Source organism: Rodentibacter sp. JRC1, assembly GCF_020521555.1.
Taxonomy (GTDB): domain Bacteria; phylum Pseudomonadota; class Gammaproteobacteria; order Enterobacterales; family Pasteurellaceae; genus Rodentibacter; species Rodentibacter abscessus.
The window spans coordinates 1,454,983-1,475,030 of sequence record NZ_BPWA01000001.1 but is presented as its reverse complement, the minus strand read 5'-3'; the positions used below and the strand labels follow the sequence as shown (position 1 = coordinate 1,475,030).

Below are 20,048 nucleotides of genomic sequence, written 5' to 3'. Positions count from 1 at the left end.
GAGCTTTTATCCATTCGCACCCCATCCGAATTTACGTTATAATACTTGCATTTTCTGACTTTCAAACGGGATTTATATGGCACAAATCGCAGCAAACCCGCTGGTATTAGTGGATGGCTCTTCTTATTTATACCGCGCATTTCACGCATTTCCTCCGTTAACCAATTCGGTGGGAGAACCTACCGGTGCGATGTACGGTGTGTTAAATATGCTCAAAAGCCTGATCTCACAGGTACAACCCAGCCATATTGCCGTCGTATTTGATGCCAAAGGGAAAACGTTTCGTGATGAAATATTTGAACAATATAAATCTCACCGTCCACCGATGCCCGATGATCTGCGTAAACAAATACAACCTTTACACGATATTATCCGCGCACTCGGCATTCCGCTTTTAGTCGTAGAAGGCGTGGAAGCGGACGATGTTATCGGCACGCTTGCCGTGCAAGCCTCACAAGTCGGCAAAAAAGTGCTGATTAGCACCGGTGATAAAGATATGGCTCAGTTAGTCGATGATAACATTATGCTTATCAACACGATGAATAACAGCTTACTTGATCGTGAAGCCGTAATCGAAAAATACGGCATTCCACCGGAACTCATTATTGATTACCTTGCGCTGATGGGCGATAGCGTTGATAACATTCCGGGGGTTGCAGGCGTAGGTGAAAAAACCGCATTGGGACTTTTACAGGGTATCGGCAATATGGCGGAAATTTATGCCAATCTTGAAAAAGTGGCGGATTTACCCATCCGCGGAGCGAAAAAATTAGGCGAAAAATTATTTGCCCAAAAAACGATGGCGGACTTGTCTTACACCCTTGCCACCATTAAAACCGATGTGGAACTCGATATTACACCGGAAGAATTGTTGCTCGGTGAAAGCCAAAATGATCAACTCACCGAATATTTCGCCCGCTATGAATTTAAGCGTTGGTTAAACGAAGTGATGAACGGGAAAGATTCTATCACGAAAAGCTCGGAGCAACCGGTAAAAATTAATGCCTATCAAGCTACCTCGGCAACGACAAGTGCGGTTGAAAATTTACCTGAAATTCAAATTGATCGCAGCCGATACGAAACCTTACTCACCGAAGCGGATCTTCACCGCTGGGTTGAAAAACTTTCACAAGCCAACCTTATTGCTTTGGATACGGAAACCGATAGTCTGGATTATATGTCGGCAAACTTAGTCGGGCTTTCTTTTGCCTTAGAAAATGGCGAAGCCGCTTATTTACCGCTACAATTAGATTATCTCGGCGCACCGAAAACGTTAGAAAAAACAACCGCACTTTCAGCCTTAAAACCGATTTTGGAAAATACCGACATCAAAAAAGTGGGGCAAAATATCAAATACGATCTCACTATTTTGGCGCGTAACGGTATTGAAGTACAAGGTGTAGCATTTGATACGATGCTTGAATCTTACGTGCTAAATAGCACAGGTCGCCACAATATGGATGATCTTGCCAAACGCTATTTAGGGCATCAAACTATTCGGTTTGAAGACATCGCCGGCAAAGGTAAAAATCAGCTTACGTTCAATCAAATTCCATTAGAACAATCCGCCGAATATGCAGCTGAAGATGCGGATGTCACAATGAAATTACAACAGGCTTTATGGACAAAATTACAAGAAGAACCAAGCCTTGTAACTCTCTTTGAAGAAATGGAATTACCATTATTAAGCGTGCTTTCCCGTATGGAACGCACCGGCGTGTTGATTGACAGTGATGCACTCTTTATGCAATCTAAAGAAATTGCCGCCAGATTGACCGCACTTGAAGAACAAGCCTACGAACTGGCGGGACAAAAATTTAATCTTGCTTCCCCCAAACAGTTACAAGAAATTCTATTTGATACTCTCGGCTTACCGATACTGCAAAAAACCCCTAAAGGTGCGCCCTCAACCAATGAAGAAGTATTAGAAGAACTCGCTTACAGCCATGAATTACCAAAAATGCTGGTAGAGCATCGAGGCTTGAGCAAGTTAAAATCCACCTACACCGATAAACTTCCGCAAATGGTAAATGCACAAACCGGGCGTGTGCATACTTCGTATCATCAGGCGGTAACCGCAACAGGACGTTTGTCTTCCAGTGATCCGAACTTGCAGAACATTCCGATTCGTAATGAGGAAGGTCGCCGCATTCGCCAAGCCTTTATTGCCCGTGAGGGATATTCCGTTATGGCGGCAGATTACTCCCAAATCGAATTACGCATTATGGCGCATTTGTCGAACGACCAAGGTCTCATTCAAGCCTTTGCCCAAGGCAAAGATATTCACCGAGCGACTGCCGCAGAAATCTTCGGAATACCTCAAGATGAAGTAACGAGTGAACAACGCCGTAACGCAAAAGCTATTAACTTCGGTTTGATTTACGGTATGTCCGCATTCGGACTTTCTCGCCAGCTTGGAATTCCACGTTCGGATGCACAAAAATATATGGATTTATATTTCCAACGCTACCCGGGCGTGCAACACTTTATGAATGACATCCGCGAAAAAGCCAAAGCACAGGGATATGTGGAAACCTTATTCGGTCGCCGTTTGTACTTACCGGAGATTAATTCCAATAACAGTATGCGCCGTAAAGGCGCGGAACGTGTGGCAATTAATGCGCCAATGCAGGGAACCGCTGCGGATATTATCAAACGGGCGATGATTAAATTAGACGAATTTGTACGCAATGATCCCGATATTGAAATGATTATGCAGGTACATGATGAATTAGTATTTGAAGTGCGGTCGGAAAAAGTCGAGTTTTTCCGTCCGCTAATTAAGCAATATATGGAAACTGCCGCCAATCTTGTCGTTCCATTAATTGTAGAAGTGGGCGTGGGCAAAAATTGGGATGAAGCCCATTAATCGGTTAACAAACGAAAAAAGATGATAATGAACCAAGAAAGACTAAAAGAAATCGAAGAACCGTTACTTCACATTGTCGAGCGTGATGTTGTGCCGGCATTAGGTTGTACCGAACCTATCTCCCTTGCATTGGCTTCTGCTACGGCAGCGAAATATTTGGGTAAAACACCGACCAAAATTGAAGCGAAAGTTTCACCCAATTTAATGAAAAACGGTTTAGGCGTCGCCGTACCGGGAACGGGTATGGTCGGCTTGCCGATTGCTGCGGCGATTGGGGCATTAGGTGGCGATCCCGATGGCGGTTTACAAGTATTAAAACATATCACTGCGGAACAAGTCTCAAATGCCAAAGCAATGCTGGAGCAAAAATGCATTTCTGTGGATATTTATCCGACCGAGCATATTTTGTATTCCGAAGCGGTATTATTTGCCGGTAATGATTGGGTAAAAGTCGCCATTCAAGATCAGCACACTAATATCATTTTGATTGAAAAAAATGGTGAAGTGTTATTTGAAAAAACGGTAAATGAATGCACCGATTGCGATCCTTACGATATTTTCAAACAGGTTACTGCACGCGAAATTTTTGATTTTTCCTGCCAAGTGGCGTTAGAGAAAATTCGCTTTATCAGACAAGCAGCCGAACTTAATCGTGCCCTTTCTAACGAAGGTTTACGCGAAAATTATGGTTTACACATCGGCAGAACCTTGCGCAAACAAGTCGGCAGCGGCTTAATCTCTGACGATTTACTCAGCAAAATTATGATCGAAACTACCGCAGCATCAGATGCCAGAATGGGAGGCGCAACATTGCCCGCGATGAGTAATTCCGGATCCGGAAATCAAGGAATTGCCGCAACAATGCCGGTTGTGGTGGTATCGGATTATTTAAAAGTCGATGAAGAAAAACGCCTTCGTGCTTTATTTTTATCCCATTTAATGGCGATTTATATTCACAGTAAATTACCCAAATTATCCGCACTTTGTGCCGTCACCACCGCCTCAATGGGAAGTTGTGCAGGCATTTCTTATTTGCTCACGGGTAAATTTAAAACCGCCAGTATGGGTATTTGCAGTATGATCGGTGACATTAGCGGCATCATCTGTGATGGCGCGGCAAATAGTTGCGCAATGAAAGTTTCCACCAGTGTCGCTTCAGGTTATAAATCCGTCCTAATGGCAATGGACGAAACCTGTGTAACAGGTAACGAAGGCATTGTTGAACACGATCTCGATCGTAGCATTGATAATCTATGCGCAATCGCTTCCAAAAGTATGCAACATATCGATCGTCAAGTAATTGAAATTATGGTAAGTAAACCCTGCCCGTAAATCATCATCTTTAAAAAGTGCGGTCAAAAAACACGAAATTTTTCGGTATTGTGCAGCAGTAACACAACACATCGTAGATACCATTGATCCCGTAGGGGGCGCATTTTTGCCCACCGATTTAAAAAGGGAGTTTTTAATGATGGGCACAAGGGGTAGGGTGCGTTAGGCTTGCCGTAACGCACCCAATTTGGGTTTAATGGTGCGTTACGCCTTTGGCTAACGCACCCTACTTTGCTTTGTGCAAATGTTACATAATAACTGCAAAATATGAGAAATTTTAACTCCTCTTTTCCCTTCTTTCTCCTTACTCTCATTGCTCAATCCCTTCAAGCAGAGTAAACTTTCACTTATTTTCGAATGTTTAATTAGCAGGAACTTTTATGTCTCAAATCGCAATGACTACGCCAGAACGCACCATCCTATTAGAAGCCGCTCTCGCCCAACGCATCTTAATTTTAGACGGGGCGATGGGGACGATGATTCAAAAATATAAACTGACTGAAGCAGACTTTCGGGGGAGCCGATTTGCCGATAGTCCGATTGATTTGCGTGGCAATAATGATCTGCTCACCCTCACTCGTCCTGATGTGATTGGTGAAATTCACGAGCAATATTTACAGGCAGGGGCGGATATTATTGAAACCAACACCTTCAGTGCCACCACCATTGCCCAAGCAGATTATGATTTGCAAGCGGTCGCTTATGAGCTGAATTTTGCAGGAGCAAAACTTGCCCGTGATCTATGCGATAAATATTCCACCCCTGAAAAACCAAGATTTGTCGCTGGCGTGCTAGGGCCAACTAACCGCACCGCCTCCATTTCCCCCGACGTGAATGACCCAAGTTTCCGCAATATTACCTTTATGCAATTAGTCGAAGCCTATGGTGAAGCCACCCGTGGCTTGATTACAGGGGGAGCGGATATTATTTTGGTGGAAACCATTTTTGATACCCTCAACGCAAAAGCTGCGGTATTTGCCATTGATGAAGTGTTTGAAGAATTAGGGGTGAAATTGCCGATTATGATCTCTGGCACGATCACCGATGCTTCAGGGAGAACCCTTTCGGGGCAGACAACCGAAGCCTTTTACAATTCCCTCCGCCACGCCAAGCCGATTAGCTTTGGGTTGAACTGTGCCTTAGGGCCGAAAGAACTCCGCCAATATATGGAGCAACTGGCTAAAATCAGCGAATGTTATGTGTCCGCTCACCCCAATGCAGGCTTGCCGAATGCCTTTGGGGGTTACGATTTAAGTGCGGTTGATATGGCAGCCCATATTAAAGAATGGGCGGAAAGTGGCTTTTTAAATATTGTCGGTGGCTGCTGTGGCACAACGCCAGAGCATATCAAAGCCTTTGCCGATGCAATGCAAGGCGTGAAGCCTCGCCCCTTGCCTGAAATTAAAACAGCAATGCGACTGTCGGGGCTTGAACCGCTGACCATTGATGACGAAAGCCTGTTTGTGAATGTGGGCGAACGCAACAACGTTACAGGTTCGGCAAAATTCAAAAAATTGATCAAAGAAGACCGATTTGCCGAAGCGATTGAGATTGCCATTGAGCAAGTAGAAAACGGGGCTCAAGTGATTGATGTGAATATGGATGAGGCATTGCTCGATTCACAAAAATGTATGACCCGTTTCCTTAATATTATGGCAACCGAACCCGATGCAGCAAAAGTGCCGGTGATGATCGACTCAAGTAAATGGGAAGTGATTGAAGCTGGGCTACAATCCATTCAAGGCAAGGGGATTGTGAACTCCATTTCTCTTAAAGAGGGTGAGGAAAAATTTATTCAGCAGGCCAAGCTAATTCGCCGTTATGGGGCGGCGGTGGTCGTGATGGCATTTGATGAAGTGGGGCAAGCGGATACGGAAGAACGTAAAGTCGAAATCTGTACCCGAGCTTACCGAATTTTAGTGGATCAGCTCGATTTCCCACCCGAAGACATTATTTTTGACCCCAATATTTTCGCCATCGGCACAGGGATTGAAGAACATAATAACTACGGCGTGGATTTCATCAACGCTTGCCAACGCATTAAGCAAACCCTCCCTTACACCAAAATTTCGGGGGGCGTGTCCAATGTGTCCTTCTCTTTCCGTGGCAATAATGTGATGCGAGAAGCCATTCACGCCGTGTTCCTCTACCACGCCATTAAGGCAGGAATGGATATGGGGATCGTCAATGCAGGGCAGTTGGCGATTTATGACGATCTCGATCCTGAATTGCGAGAAATTGTGGAAGATGCGGTGCTCAATCGCAACGCAGAAGCGACCGAACGGTTGATCGATATTGCTGAAAAATACCGAAATTCGACCGCTTCCACCAGTGATAACAGCCTTGCCGAATGGCGAACGTGGAGAGTGGAAGAACGTCTCAAACACGCCCTCGTGAAAGGCATTACCACGCATATTGTGGAAGATACGGAAGAAGCTCGTCAGCAGTTTGCCTCGCCGTTAGAAGTGATCGAAGGTCCGTTAATGGCGGGAATGGACGTAGTCGGCGACCTGTTTGGCGAGGGTAAAATGTTCCTACCGCAGGTGGTGAAATCCGCTCGAGTGATGAAGCAATCAGTCGCTTACCTTGAACCCTTTATCAACGCTACCAAGCAAAAAGGCTCAAACAACGGCAAGGTGGTGATTGCGACCGTCAAAGGCGATGTACACGACATCGGCAAAAATATCGTCAGCGTGGTCTTGCAATGTAATAACTTTGAGGTGATCGACCTTGGCGTGATGGTACCAGCGGATAAAATTATCGACACCGCCATTCAAGAAAAAGCGGATATTATCGGCTTGAGCGGTTTGATTACCCCAAGTTTGGACGAAATGGAGTATTTTTTAGGGGAAATGAATCGCTTGAAACTCAATATCCCCGTACTCATTGGCGGAGCGACCACCTCCAAAGAACACACAGCGATTAAACTTTATCCGAAATATGATTATGAAGTGATTTACACCACCAATGCCTCTCGTGCCGTAACCGTCTGTGCCGCCCTGATGAACCCTGAAAGCAAGGCGGAATTGTGGGAGCGAATGAAAAAAGAGTACGAGCAAATTCAAAAATCCTTCGCCAACCGCAAACCGCTACGCAAGCAGCTTCCCCTTGAAGAAGCTCGGGCAAACCGTTTTGACGGCTTTAGCGGTGAGTGGGCGGATTACCAAGTGCCGCAACCAAACCAAACAGGCATTGTGGAATATAAAAACGTGCCGATTTCCCTACTCCGCCAATTTATCGACTGGTCGCCATTCTTCCGAGTGTGGGGCTTAATGGGTGGCTACCCTGACGCTTTCGATTACCCAGAAGGCGGTGAGGAAGCCCGCAAAGTGTGGAATGACGCTCAAATAATGCTCGATGAACTGGAGAAAAATGGCACGCTTAACCCAAGTGGCGTAATGGGAATTTTTCCTGCCTACCGTGTGGGTGATGATATTGAAATCTACCGAGATTCTGACCGCACTTTAGTGGCAGGCAAAAGCTATCACCTCCGCCAACAAACGGAACGAGGCAAAAACAGCAAAAGCCCGTACAATTTCTGTTTGAGTGACTTTATCGCTGACCGTGCAAGCGGTCAAAAAGATTGGCTCGGAATGTTTGCCGTCTGTGCCGGTATTGAAGAACACGACTTAGTCGAAGGCTTTAAAGCTAAAGGGGACGACTACAACGCCATATTACTGCAAGCCGTAGGCGACCGCCTCGCCGAAGCAATGGCGGAATACCTGCATTTTGAACTGCGCACTAAAGTGTGGGGATATAGCAAAGAAACCTTAGAAAACGACCGCTTGATCAAAGAAGACTACATCGGCATCCGCCCCGCCCCCGGCTACCCAAGCTGCCCCGAACACACGGAAAAAGCGATTATTTGGGATCTCCTTGAAGTCGAACAACGAGTTGGTATGAAACTCACCGAAAGTTTTGCGATGTGGCCAGCTGCGAGTGTATGTGGCTGGTACTTCACCCACCCAGCAAGTGAGTATTTTACCCTAGGACGGATTGATGAAGATCAAGCGAAGGATTATGCGAAAAGAAAAGGGTGGGATGAAAAGACTATGTTGAAATGGTTGAGTGTGGCTATGAAGTAGATTGAGATTTTAATACAAGAGCTGGTTGTATCAGCTCACTCAATTATCACTGAATATCATTCTTTTATCAAAAATATATCAATTGTAATCTGAAAACTATCCGTTAAACTATGTGTAACTTAATTCGTAGTTGGTATATGAAATGGAAACTAATACATCTAAACCAAAGAAAAAACGATTTAAACAGACTAAAGAACTTGTGCTTTTAGCATTAAATGATGGATGGACACAAAAACAAATTGCAGACAAATGTCGCACACAGCAATCAGTAGTCAGTGAATAGAAATCTGGTACAAAACAAGGTACAGAAGAGCAACTTAAAGCATTAATTGAAATTTATGGCAATACGTTAAAAAGAAAAAGCTATAAAATGTACTATGGGCTAGATAATGAAACACAAGAGAAAAAGTTTTATAAAGTTGAAGGTCAAATAATCTTTTCTCTAGCATTTACTGATTATCAGCCAAACTGTAAAATTAAATGGACTAAGCCTAATCTAAAAATTGTTATTCATAAATTAGAAAATAATAATCTTATTTTAATTATTTTTAATAGAATACGAACTAAAAAAGATGGTATATACCATATACATTTACATTCAATTGATGACGCATCTTGGTTAGTTGTAGATATTAAAGTATTAACTAAACAAACATTGCTAAATTGGGTTGATTGTATTTCAGATGAGGGATATATAAGAGATATTTCTTTTATAAATAGATTTGCTTTACCATTCCTTGTTAGACAAGCTTTAATAAATAATGGAATTTTAATAGATAATATTATTAATATTCCAAATGAAAACCCAAGTGGTCCTGAGCACCCTAACGCTCAAAAATAGGCTTAAAAGCCTGATAGACTTATTTTCTATTTTTATAGATAGCCTTGTGTAATGCCAGTTTGCATACACAATGCGATATAAGTTGAAATTTATGGATTTATAATCATTACTTGTAAAAAAGTTAGGTGAAAAAAAATCAAGTAACCGAAAAATGCTTATAAAATTAAAGGGAAAGGGGTGGGTAAAAGCCTAAGCCGTTGGATATTCTAACCGCTTAGGCTATCTTTAATTTAACAATAAGGAAAAACAATGGAAAAAGTTGCGGTATTAATTGACGCTGATAATGCTGATAGTTCATTGATATCTGAAATCTTAAATGAAGCAGGTAGATTTGGCAGAGTTACAGTTAAACGTATCTATGGAGATTGGACTTCAGAGAGAAATAAAAAATGGAAAGAAGTCCTTAATTCACACGCTATTACACCAATACAAAAATTTGCTTATACAAAAGGTAAAAACTCTACGGATACCTCGCTTATTATCAATGCAATGGATTTATTACATTCTAAAATAGTAGATCATTTTTGTATTGTTTCAAGTGATAGTGATTATACAGGATTAGCTCATCGTATAAGAGAAGAAGGAATAGGAATTATTGGTATTGGAAAAGAGCATACCCCAGAAGCCTTTAAAAAAGCTTGTGAACAATTTATTCGAGAAGAAAATTTAAAAGATAAAACAAATAGTGGAAAAGAAACATCACAATTTAATAATTATCGTTTAATTCAAAAAGCGTTTAATATGGTAAAAAGTGTAGAGAATGACTTAGCTTTATTATCTCGCTTTGCTGAAGCACTAAGAAAAATAGATCCTGAATTTGATTACCGTTCTTATGGGTATAATTCTTTTACAAAATTTTGCAAAAGTTTAAAAGGATATGAATTATATACTCATAAAGATAAAACTACATTTTCAATAAAAGAAAAATAAATGACAACCGATCTATTTAAAGAATACCTTCTCCACATTGAGGCAAATAAAAAAGAGAAAGGTTATTTGTGGCAAACAGCAATTGGGTTACAAGAGGTTGATCACTTGCAACCTTCCCTCTATTTAATTGAAACAGCAATGAAAAATATTGAGGGAGAAATTTCCATTGAAACGGCAGAACAATGGATTAGTCAATATTATCAAGAAAAACCAAGCTCCGATAAAAATTCTCGCACAGAAGAAGCGGATAAAGTTTCTGTACGCACTGCTAAACTATTAGCTGAACCTGCTTTTTCATTTAATATTCATCAATATTTATCTATTCGCCAATCACTTTTTAAAAATATCTATTCACACGCAGGAAAAATACGAAATTATAATATCACTAAAAAAATGGATATTAAATGGTGATACGATAACTTATGATACAGCATCTGAACTACAAGCAAGATTAGAATATGATCTCACCCAGAGAAAAAATTTAGCTATAAAGGTTTATCTATTGATGAAATTATTGAACATCTAGCGATATTTATTGCACGTTTATGGCAAATTCATCCCTTTTCTGAAGGCGATACACGCACAACTGCGGTCTTTTTTATTAAATATTTAAGAACGCTCGGTTTTAATGCTGAAAATAATATTTTTGCTAAACATTCTTGGTATTTTAGAAATACTCTCGTGCGTGCAAATTATAATAATTTAACCCAAGGTATTTATGAAACGACAGAATATTTAGTGAAATTTCTGCGTAATTTATTGCTAAATGAAAATCACCTGTTAAGCAATCGTCAGCTACATATTCATAGCGAGCAATTTTTAAAACAGGACATTCAAGCCAAAAAACAAGACATTAGGCAAGCAAAACAAGATATTGTTTATTTTCCGCCTAAAAAAACAAGACTTTCAAATAAAACACAACAGCATATTGAAACCTTACGTCAAACAATACAAGACAAGATTTTCTCCCGTAGTGATGTGGTTAAATGGCTTAACATTTCTCCTTCTGCTGCTTCTGAACTGCTCAAAAAAATGCTTGAAAGTGCAATAATTTCAAAAATCAGTGGATTAGGAAAAGGAAAATATCAATTCAATTAATAAATGCCATACTGATTGATGTATGGGGTCTATTTAGAATTTATCTACGATAAAAATTCCCTAAAATCCAACCGCACTTTTGCTATAATCTTCCGGTAAAAAACACTTATCGGAAGGAAGTTTTATGTTTAGTCTAGCGGAAAAACGTGTGATGTCAGAAACGGATATTCGTTCCAAATTTATTACCCCTGCGATTAGAAATGCGGGTTGGGATGATAGGCAAATTCGTGAAGAATACTCGTTCAAGGCAGATAAGCAATTTACCGATGGGCGGATGTTAATTGATCCGAAAACGAAGAAAGCCAGCCGTAAAGAGGGCAAGCGGGTGGATTATTTGCTTTATCAAGCCCCTAATCGCACTATTGCAGTCGTGGAGGCAAAAGATAATAAACACACCGCAAGGGACGGTTTACAGCAAGCGATGGACTACGCTTTGTTGCTTGATGTTCCATTTGCGTATAGTTCCAACGGCGATGAATTTGTCGAACACGATTTTATTACGGGTAAACAACGCACCTTGCCGATGGCACAATTCCCAACACCGCAAGAATTGGAACAGCGTTGGAAACAGCAATATTCCGCCGAAGAACTCAAGATTATCCAACAACCTTATTACACCAGTGCCGCCAGCCAATTTAAAGAGCCCCGATACTATCAAGAAATTGCGATTAACCGCACGGTAGAAGCGGTAGCAAAAGGGCAAAATCGGATTTTATTGGTGATGGCAACGGGAACTGGCAAAACCTATACCGCCTTTCAGATTATTCATCGGTTACGCACTAGCGGTGCAAAACGCAAGGTGCTGTTTTTAGCTGACCGAAATGTGCTTATCGATCAACCGATGACCCAAGACTTCAAGCCATTTAAAGACAAAATGGTAAAAGTTAGCCATAAAACCCTTGATAGTGCCTATGAAGTTTATCTCGCCCTTTATCAACAGCTTGACGGTGAAGCGGATAAAGCTCTATTTAAACAATTTCAGCCCTCTTTTTTTGATTTGATCATTATTGATGAATGTCATCGTGGCAGTGCGAAAGAAAATTCAAACTGGCGAGCGATTTTGGATTATTTCAGTGAAGCAACCCATATTGGAATGACCGCCACGCCGAAGGAAACCGCAGAGGCGAGCAATATCAGCTATTTTGGCGATCCAATTTACACTTACAGCTTAAAGCAAGGGATTGATGACGGTTTTCTCGCCCCTTATCGTGTGGTACGGGTGGATTTGGATTGCGACTTAAAGGGCTGGCGACCAAGCAAAGGCTTGAAAGATAAAAATGGCGAATTAGTGGAAGACAGACTTTATACCGCCAAAGATTTTGATTACAACATTGTCTTAGACGACCGCACTCGCCTTGTTGCCGAACGCATTAACGAATTTTTGAAGAAAACTGACCGCTTGCAGAAAACTATTGTGTTTTGTGCCAATATCAACCACGCCCAGCGAATGGTTGCGGCGTTGTCGGAGCTGAATGCCGATATATTGGCACAAAATCCAAAATATATCCGCCAAATCACAGGCGACCAAATGGGTAAAAATGCCGATTTAGAGGAGTTTTGTGATGTCCACAATGAGGGCAGTAGCTACCCTGTGATTGCGGTAACTTCCAAACTGATGACAACAGGTGTGGATAGCAAAACCTGCAAATTGATTGTACTGGACGCTAATATTCAATCAATGACCGAATTTAAACAGATTATTGGTCGAGGCACACGCCTACGTCTTGATGCCGACAAAGCCTTTTTTACCATAATGGATTTTCGTGGCGTAACGGATTTATTTGCCGATCCTGATTTTGATGGTGATCCTATCGTCATTTTAGATCCCGATGATGACACAACTAAAACCAGAAAAGAAAAAGACACCACAGGTTCGCATAACGACGATGAAGTGAGAGAGCCGGAAGCAACCTATAAACCTACAATCGTAATTGAAGCCGGAAAGCTATTGTTACGCATTCTCGATGAAAAAGTACAATATCTGAATGAACAGGGAGAATTGGTTTCGGAGGATATTGATCTCTACTCCAAACGCCATATCCGCCAAGATTTCTCATCTTACAAACAACTCCAACAAAGCTGGCTGACAAGCGGTGAGATTTTCTCCAAATTTTATACCCACGAAAAATGGCTTCACTCACTCCGCACAAAACACAAATGGGGCAACAATGTGGACGATTTAGACATTCTGCGTAACCTTGCCTTTGATAAGCCTGTAATGACCAAAAGCGAACGTGTCGCCAAAGTGCAACAAAGCGGTTATGTGAAGCAATATAACGCAGAAAATCAGCAAGTATTAGGCTTGATTTTGGAGGAATACACCAAATCGGGAGCGAAAGATCTCAGCAAACCTGAACTGTTGAAAAATAGTCAATTTGAACCCTTTGGCGGCTTAATTTCCATTGTGAAAAAATTTGGTGGCAAAGAGCTTTATCAAAAAGCGGTGAAAGGGCTGGAAAACCTACTTTACAGCGATTAGGTAACCTAGCAACAAATCGCTATTTCCAGTATTCCAATGAATAATAATTAGCCATAATAAATAGGATAAAACAGCAATGAGCCTAAATAACTTAGTAAAACGCCTGCAAGATGTAATGCGAAATGATGCGGGGATTAACGGTGATGCACAACGTATTGAGCAGATCGTCTGGATTTTATTTCTTAAAATTTACGATGCCAAAGAGCAGGAATGGGAGCTGATTAACGATAATTACCAATCCATTTTGCCCCCTTTCTTGCGTTGGTCGAACTGGGCAAAAGACAACAAAGACGGCAAAGCAATGACAGGCGAGGAACTGCTGAATTTCGTCAATAATGATTTGTTTCCTACATTAAAAAACCTGCCGATTTCTACCAGCACACCAATGAATCAAAAAATCATCCGTGCGGCGTTTGAAGATAATAATAACTATATGAAAAATGGCGTTTTATTACGCCAAGTGATCAATATTATTGATGAAATCAACTTTGAGCAGTATCAAGAACGCCACGCCTTTGGTGATATTTATGAAAATATTTTAAAAAGCCTACAAAGTGCGGGCAATGCTGGCGAATTTTATACACCACGAGCGGTTACCGATTTTATGGTGCAGATGATCGCCCCCAAACTAGGCGAGAAAATTGCCGATTTTGCCTGCGGTACAGGCGGATTTTTGACTTCTGCATTAAAAGTGCTAGAAAAACAAATTCAGTCCATTTCTGACCGCACTTTGTTTAATAATTCCGTCTATGGCATTGAGAAAAAAGCCTTACCACATTTGCTTTGTGTAACCAATTTACTACTGCACGATATTGATAACCCCAATGTTCATCACGACAATGCGTTAGAAAAAAACGTTAAAGACTACACCGAAACGGAAAAATTCGATGTGATTTTGATGAATCCTCCTTATGGAGGCAGTGAAATTGAGCAAATTAAAATGAATTTCCCTTCCTCATTACGCAGTAGTGAAACGGCGGATCTATTTATGTCAGTGATTATGTACCGCTTAAAGAAAAATGGACGAGTGGCAATTGTTCTTCCTGACGGTTTTTTATTCGGCACGGATAACGCCAAAATAGCGATTAAGCAAAAACTAATGAGCGAAATGAATTTACACACCGTGATTCGCCTCCCCCATAGTGTTTTTGCCCCTTATACCTCAATCACGACCAATATTCTCTTTTTTGATAACAGCCAACCGACCAAAGAAACGTGGTTTTATCGTCTTGATATGCCTGAAGGCTACAAAAATTTCTCTAAAACCAAACCGATGAAATTGGAGCATTTCAATGAAGTCATCAACTGGTGGCACAACCGCCAACCAATTGAAATCGATGGCTTTGATAAAGCGAAAAGTTACAGCTACCAAGAAATTGCAGACCGTCAATTTAATATCGACTTATGCGGTTTTCCCCACGAAGAAGAGGAAATTCTACCCCCTGATGAATTGATTGCAAATTATCAACAAAAACGCACCGCTTTAAATGCCGATATTGACCAAATTTTAGCGGAAATCACAGGGATTTTGGGGATTAAATTATAGGGGGAAAAATGTCGGATTTGATTATCTACAATACCGAAGACGGAAAAAGTCGAGTATCGCTTTTTGTGCAAGGCAATGAAGTGTGGCTAAACCAAAATCAGCTAGCAGAACTTTTTGACACCTCTGTACGAAATATATCCGAACATATTAAAAATATCTTAAAAGATAATGAGTTAGATGAAGTTTCAGTTATGAAGGATTATTTCATAACTGCATCTGATGGAAAAAATTATAAAGTAAAACACTATTCTCTTGAGATGATTTTAGCCGTAGGTTTTCGTGTGCGTAGCCCCCGTGGCGTACAGTTTCGCCGTTGGGCAAATAGCCATTTAAAAACCTACCTCGAAAAAGGCTTTTTATTAGATGATGAACGTCTGAAAAATCCTCAAGGGAGAGTCGATCACTTTGATGAATTACTGGAACGTATCCGTGATATTCGAGCCAGTGAAATGCGGTTTTACCAAAAAGTGCGAGAGCTTTTTAAACTTTCCAGTGATTATGATAAAAGCGACAAAGCTACCGAAATGTTCTTTGCTCAAGCACAAAATAAATTGATTTATGCGGTTACCAAACAGACTGTTGCGGAATTGATTTGCAATCGAGCAAACGCTGAATTACCCAATATGGGGCTAACTGCTTGGAGTGGTGAGCAAATATTAAAAGCCGATATTATTATCTCTAAAAATTACCTCAATGCTGATGAAATTGACACCTTAAATAGGCTTACTGTGATCTTTTTAGAAAGTGCGGAACTACGAGCCAAAAACAGACAAGATCTTACTCTTAAATTTTGGCAACACCGTATTGATAGCATTATTGAGGATAACGGCTTTGAAGTTTTATCTACAAAAGGAAGCAAAAGCCGTCAGCAAATGAAAGATTTTACCTCAGAACAATATGCAATCTTCAGCCAAAAACGCCGAGAAGCCCTTAAATTACAGGCAGACCAAGAAGATTTATCAATGCTCGAAGCTTTAGGAAAACAGGTTAAAAATAAAAGATGAAAGCTCAACAATTAAAAAACGCCATTTTACAACTAGCTATTCAAGGAAAACTTGTCCCTCAAGATCCCAATGATGAACCAGCCTCAGTGCTATTAGAAAAAATCCAGCAAGAAAAAGAAAAATTGATCGCAGAGGGAAAAATTAAAAAAAGCAAAAAATCTGCCGATAAACTTCCTTTTACGAAGGACGATAAATTCCCCTTTGAAATTCCTGACAATTGGGTATGGGTGAGGTTGGGGGATATATCATCAAAAATTACAGATGGTTCTCATAACCCACCACCAAATAATTTATCGGGGATTCCCATTTTAAGTGCTGCAAATATATTTGGAGGAACAATTCAATTTTCTTCTGCATCTCGTTGGATCTCTGAAGAACAATGGGAAATAGAAAATAAAAGAACAGAAATCCAAATTAATGATATTTTATTAACTATTGTTGGAACTATAGGTAGAACGGCAATTGTTAAATCAAATAACAAATTTGCATTACAAAGAAGTGTTGGGGTAATTAAGTCAATACTCGTTTTTCCTGAATATATTAGTTATGCTTTGCAATCTACATTTTTATTAGATTTAATGGTATCAAATAGTAAAGGAACTGCTCAAAAAGGAATTTATTTAAACGCAATAAAGGAATTGATTATTCCCCTCCCTCCACTAAGCGAACAACACCGCATTGTCGCTAAAATTGAAGAACTTCTCCCTTTTATCGACCAATATGCCAAAAAAGAACAGGAACTGACCGCTTTACATCAAGCCTTTCCCGATAAACTGAAAAAGTCTATTTTACAAGCGGCGATCCAAGGCAAATTAACGGAGCAAAACCCGAATGATGAGCCCGCAATTGAATTGGTTAAACACATTCAGCAAGAAAAAGAGCGGTTAATTTCTGAGAAGAAATTAAAAAAAACAAAACGGCAATCGGAGATTATAATGCGGGATAACATTCCTTATGAGATTATTGATGGGGTAGAGCATTGTATTGCTGATGAAGTCCCGTTCGAAATCCCTGAAAATTGGTGTTGGGTGAGATTAAATCAATTGGGAATATTAGTATCAGGGCATACACCAAAAGCTAAACAATTAGCCCATACAGGAGAGATACCTTATTTTAAGGTTTCAGATATGAACACTGATGGAAATGAAAAATATCTAATACATACAAATAAATTTTTAAGCAAAAATTATTCAGGTAAAACTTATCCAGAAAATAGTATAGTTTTTCCTAAAAATGGTGGTGCTGTATTTACTAATAAAAAAAGAATATTAAAATCAGCATCTTTGGTAGATCTCAATACAGGTATATTTATTCCTTTTGAAATAAATTATTTCAATTATATATTTATGATATTTAATACTATAGATTTTAAAAAACATTATAAAGGTACAGCACTACCAACAGTAGATCTAAATTTAATTGGAAATTTGATCTTTCCACTCCCTCCTCTTTCAGAGCAAAAACAAATTGTAAATAAAATAGAAATACTATTTTCATCATTAGATAAATTAAAGTGAATAGAAAAGGGCATGAAGCATCATGCCCTGACAACAATTATCAGATAATATATTTTACCTATATTATCATACTTCTTTTCAACCTAAAATAAGGAAAATAAGTATGATTAATTCATTTCAAGGTTATCTTTCAAATCAAAACTTAGCTAATAATACAGTTTCTATTTATTTGTTTGCGATAAAACAGTATTACAATTTCTTTCCAGAAATAACAAAATCTAATCTTAAACAATATAAAATATTTTTAATTGAACATTATAAACCTCGAACGGTTAATTTAAGGATTAGAGCAGTTAATTATTATTTAGAATTTATTAAAAAAGAAAAATGGAAATTAACTTTTGTAAAAGTACAACAGAAAACATTTTTAGAAAATGTGATTAGTGAAGCAGATTATCGTTATTTTAAAGAACGATTAAAATCGGATAATAATCTTTATTGGTATTTTGTTATTCGTTTTATGGCAGCGACTGGGGCAAGGGTGAGTGAGCTAATTCAGATCAAATGTGAGCATATTAAAATCGGCTATATTGATCTTTATTCAAAAGGTGGGAAGTTACGCCGAATTTATATTCCTGAGTTATTACAAAAAGAATGTTTAAAATGGTTAGAAAGTATCAATCGACAACACGGATTTATTTTTCTTAATCGTTATAATAAGAGAATTACTACTCGTGGTATTGCCAGTCAATTAAAAATTTTAGCTAAACGCTATCAAATAAATCCTAAATTAGTTTATCCCCATTCTTTTAGGCATCGTTTTGCTAAAAGTTTTTTAGAAAGATTTAATGATCTTGCCTTTCTAGCCGATCTAATGGGACACGAAACCATAGAAACCACAAGAATATATCTACGCCGAACAAGCACAGAACAACAAGCGATTGTGAATAAAGTCATTGATTGGTAATTTTTATTCTATGGGCGTAATAAATACGCCCATACTATTATTTTAATTTATCTAATTCTAAAAATAATTTTTCAATTTTATCTACAATGCGTTTTTGTTCATTTAATGGTGGTAGTGGAATAAGTCTATTATTTAAATTATCTTGTGTGATTTGATTTATAGTTGTAGTATTAAGTCCATCAAAATCATTTCTAAATAAAGGAGAAGATAAAAAATGATGTATATATGGATTAAACTTACTTCTAAATATTGCCATAAATGCACCAAAAGAAAAACCATTTTGGTCAATAATTACACATTTCCCAACTAATTTTTTACTTCCGTTTCTAGCACAAATTAAAATATCTCCTTTATTACATTTTTTTGTTTCAGGAATATCTAAATTTACTTTTACAACTTCATTTAGATCTAATAATCCATTTTTTATGTTTCCAGAGCGAAGAACAATAGTGCCCGAATTAGATAGATTTGAAGGAGAATAAGTTAATCCAATGTTTGTTTCTCCTATGTTCCCCAACCTCACCCAACACCAATTTTCAGGGATTTCGAACGGGACTTCATCAGCAATACAATGCTCTACCCCATCAATAATCTCATAAGGAATGTTATCCCGCATTATAATCTCCGATTGCCGTTTTGTTTTTTTTAATTTCTTCTCAGAAATTAACCGCTCTTTTTCTTGCTGAATGTGTTTAACCAATTCAATTGCGGGCTCATCATTCGGGTTTTGCTCCGTTAATTTGCCTTGGATCGCCGCTTGTAAAATAGACTTTTTCAGTTTATCGGGAAAGGCTTGATGTAAAGCGGTCAGTTCCTGTTCTTTTTTGGCATATTGGTCGATAAAAGGGAGAAGTTCTTCAATTTTAGCGACAATGCGGTGTTGTTCGCTTAGTGGAGGGAGGGGAATAATCAATTCCTTTATTGCGTTTAAATAAATTCCTTTTTGAGCAGTTCCTTTACTATTTGATACCATTAAATCTAATAAAAATGTAGATTGCAAAGCATAACTAATATATTCAGGAAAAACGAGTATTGACTTAATTACCCCAACACTTCTTTGTAATGCAAATTTGTTATTTGATTTAACAATTGCCGTTCTACCTATAGTTCCAACAATAGTTAATAAAATATCATTAATTTGGATTTCTGTTCTTTTATTTTCTATTTCCCATTGTTCTTCAGAGATCCAACGAGATGCAGAAGAAAATTGAATTGTTCCTCCAAATATATTTGCAGCACTTAAAATGGGAATCCCCGATAAATTATTTGGTGGTGGGTTATGAGAACCATCTGTAATTTTTGATGATATATCCCCCAACCTCACCCACACCCAATTGTCAGGAATTTCAAAGGGGAATTTATCGTCCTTCGTAAAAGGAAGTTTATACCGATATTCTCCTCTTGCCTTTTCCCCAATTCCCCTTAAACTACCCAACCTTT

At 39.2% G+C, this 20,048-nt stretch carries 14 protein-coding genes and 1 pseudogene; 14 read left to right on the top strand and 1 reads right to left on the bottom strand.

The features are described from left to right. Positions 1–76 precede the first annotated feature (76 nt). The 14 genes and pseudogenes from polA (at position 77) to HEMROJRC1_RS06760 (ending at position 18,608) form a co-directional block, all read left to right on the top strand. Positions 77–2,869: a DNA polymerase I gene (polA, locus tag HEMROJRC1_RS06825; protein ID WP_226692223.1), complete on the top strand. Its 2,793-nt coding sequence runs from the start codon at positions 77–79 to the stop codon at positions 2,867–2,869. Positions 2,870–2,896: 27 nt separating this feature from the next. Continuing rightward, positions 2,897–4,201, top strand: a complete 1,305-nt coding sequence (locus tag HEMROJRC1_RS06820) for a serine dehydratase subunit alpha family protein (RefSeq protein WP_226692222.1) — start codon at positions 2,897–2,899, stop codon at positions 4,199–4,201. 380 nt (positions 4,202–4,581) lie between these two features. Next, positions 4,582–8,286, top strand: a complete 3,705-nt coding sequence (gene metH, locus HEMROJRC1_RS06815) for a methionine synthase (protein ID WP_226692221.1) — start codon at positions 4,582–4,584, stop codon at positions 8,284–8,286. A gap of 142 nt (positions 8,287–8,428) precedes the next feature. Beyond that, positions 8,429–8,569, top strand: a complete 141-nt coding sequence (locus tag HEMROJRC1_RS06810) for a hypothetical protein (protein WP_226692220.1) — start codon at positions 8,429–8,431, stop codon at positions 8,567–8,569. Between the two features lie 87 nt (positions 8,570–8,656). Next, entirely contained in the window at positions 8,657–9,127 is a 471-nt protein-coding gene (locus HEMROJRC1_RS06805) for a hypothetical protein (protein ID WP_226692219.1), read from the top strand. Positions 9,128–9,376: 249 nt separating this feature from the next. Further along, positions 9,377–10,057 (top strand): NYN domain-containing protein, encoded by a 681-nt coding sequence (locus tag HEMROJRC1_RS06800; protein WP_226692218.1) that lies wholly within the window; start codon positions 9,377–9,379, stop codon positions 10,055–10,057. Further along, complete coding sequence (locus HEMROJRC1_RS06795) at positions 10,058–10,468, top strand: antitoxin VbhA family protein (protein ID WP_226692217.1); 411 nt, start codon at positions 10,058–10,060, stop codon at positions 10,466–10,468. A 90-nt stretch (positions 10,469–10,558) separates the two neighbouring features. Continuing rightward, positions 10,559–10,657, top strand: a pseudogene (locus HEMROJRC1_RS06790) (Fic family protein); the annotation flags it as partial. 138 nt (positions 10,658–10,795) lie between these two features. Next, positions 10,796–11,155 (top strand): hypothetical protein, encoded by a 360-nt coding sequence (locus HEMROJRC1_RS06785; protein WP_226692216.1) that lies wholly within the window; start codon positions 10,796–10,798, stop codon positions 11,153–11,155. A gap of 124 nt (positions 11,156–11,279) precedes the next feature. After that, positions 11,280–13,634: an EcoAI/FtnUII family type I restriction enzme subunit R gene (gene hsdR, locus HEMROJRC1_RS06780; protein WP_226692215.1), complete on the top strand. Its 2,355-nt coding sequence runs from the start codon at positions 11,280–11,282 to the stop codon at positions 13,632–13,634. A gap of 76 nt (positions 13,635–13,710) precedes the next feature. Further along, positions 13,711–15,180 (top strand): class I SAM-dependent DNA methyltransferase, encoded by a 1,470-nt coding sequence (locus HEMROJRC1_RS06775; protein ID WP_226692214.1) that lies wholly within the window; start codon positions 13,711–13,713, stop codon positions 15,178–15,180. Positions 15,181–15,188: 8 nt separating this feature from the next. Continuing rightward, on the top strand, positions 15,189–16,184 hold the full coding sequence (locus HEMROJRC1_RS06770; protein WP_226692213.1) for a virulence RhuM family protein: 996 nt from the start codon (positions 15,189–15,191) through the stop codon (positions 16,182–16,184). Next, positions 16,181–17,701: a restriction endonuclease subunit S gene (locus tag HEMROJRC1_RS06765; RefSeq protein WP_226692212.1), complete on the top strand. Its 1,521-nt coding sequence runs from the start codon at positions 16,181–16,183 to the stop codon at positions 17,699–17,701. The genes HEMROJRC1_RS06770 and HEMROJRC1_RS06765 overlap by 4 nt, the downstream gene beginning before the upstream one ends. Positions 17,702–17,804: 103 nt before the next feature. Beyond that, complete coding sequence (locus HEMROJRC1_RS06760; protein ID WP_226692211.1) at positions 17,805–18,608, top strand: tyrosine-type recombinase/integrase; 804 nt, start codon at positions 17,805–17,807, stop codon at positions 18,606–18,608. Positions 18,609–18,645: 37 nt separating this feature from the next. Here HEMROJRC1_RS06760 and HEMROJRC1_RS06755 read toward each other — a convergent pair whose 3' ends face one another. Then, positions 18,646–20,043 carry a restriction endonuclease subunit S gene (locus tag HEMROJRC1_RS06755; RefSeq protein WP_226692210.1) on the bottom strand — a complete coding sequence of 466 codons (1,398 nt, stop codon included), beginning with the start codon at positions 20,041–20,043 and terminating at the stop codon, positions 18,646–18,648. Positions 20,044–20,048 lie beyond the last annotated feature (5 nt).